Genomic DNA, 1,062 nt, shown 5'->3' with positions numbered 1-1,062 from the left:
TGGACATTGTACGCCGGGCCCTGGAAGAGCCCCTGCGTCAAATTGCCAACAACGCCGGTGCTGAAGGTTCTGTGGTGGTGGAAAAGGTCAAAGCTCTCCCCGATGGTATGGGCTTCAACGCTCTGACCGGCGAATATGTGAACATGATAGAAGCGGGTATAGTGGACCCGGCGAAGGTTACCAGGTCTGCGCTGCAGAATGCTGCTTCCATTGCCGCTATGATTCTGACTACTGAAACACTGGTGGCGGAAAAACCGGAGAAAGAAAAAGATACCGGCATGGGCGGCGGCATGCCTCCAATGTAAGTTGAGCGAGCATATGGAGAACCCCCGTATTTTCTGTGCGGGGGTTCTTTCTTTCCCGGGACCTTTTGTGGGAACGTTTTCGTCTTTATTTTAATTATTTCCCGCCGTTGACGGGGGTATGTTGTTGCCAGGCATTCTTAGCAGGAGTATAATCAAACACGTGGTCACACTACCATGAATAAAGATGAACTTCTGGCGGTTCACATTTTCATCGGAAGGTGGTTGCATGCGCATTTTTAATGACGTTACCGAGCTGGTCGGGGGTACGCCCCTGGTCCGCCTGCCAAAGGTTGCTTCGGGTTTACCTGCTACTGTTCTGGCCAAGCTGGAGTGTTTTAACCCCGGTGGGAGCGTTAAAGACCGGATTGCGTACAACATGATTCTTGAGGCTGAAAAAAAAGGTTTAATCAATAAGGATACCGTGATTATAGAACCCACCAGCGGTAATACCGGAATTGGCCTGGCCATGGTCTGCGCGGCCCGGGGTTACCGGCTGGTGTTGACCATGCCTGAAACCATGAGTGTGGAGCGGCGCAGGCTTCTGGCCGCTTACGGGGCGGAGGTGGTCCTTACTCCGGGGGACGAGGGCATGGCCGGGGCCGTACGCAAAGCACGGGAGCTGGTGGATTCCCACCCCAATGCCTATATGCCGCAACAATTTGCCAACCCGGCCAACCCGGCCGCTCACCGGGCTACAACAGCCGAAGAAATCTGGCGGGATACGGATGGGGAAGTGGATTTTTTTGTGGCCGGTGTT

At 54.1% G+C, this 1,062-nt stretch carries 2 protein-coding genes; both read left to right on the top strand.

Going from position 1 to position 1,062, the window contains the following annotated elements:
• Positions 1-305 (top strand): TCP-1/cpn60 chaperonin family protein (locus ACPLUI_RS14975; RefSeq protein ID WP_424661038.1); only part of this gene is annotated, 305 nt, incomplete at its 5' end.
• A 226-nt stretch (positions 306-531) separates the two neighbouring features.
• Positions 532-1,062, top strand: a 531-nt coding sequence (locus ACPLUI_RS14970; protein ID WP_424661037.1) for a PLP-dependent cysteine synthase family protein, incomplete at its 3' end; no start/stop codon positions are given.

It is taken from the genome of Desulfofundulus sp. (assembly GCF_049701015.1).
Classification (GTDB): domain Bacteria; phylum Bacillota; class Desulfotomaculia; order Desulfotomaculales; family Desulfovirgulaceae; genus Desulfofundulus.
This window is presented reverse-complemented; position numbering and strand designations above follow the sequence as displayed.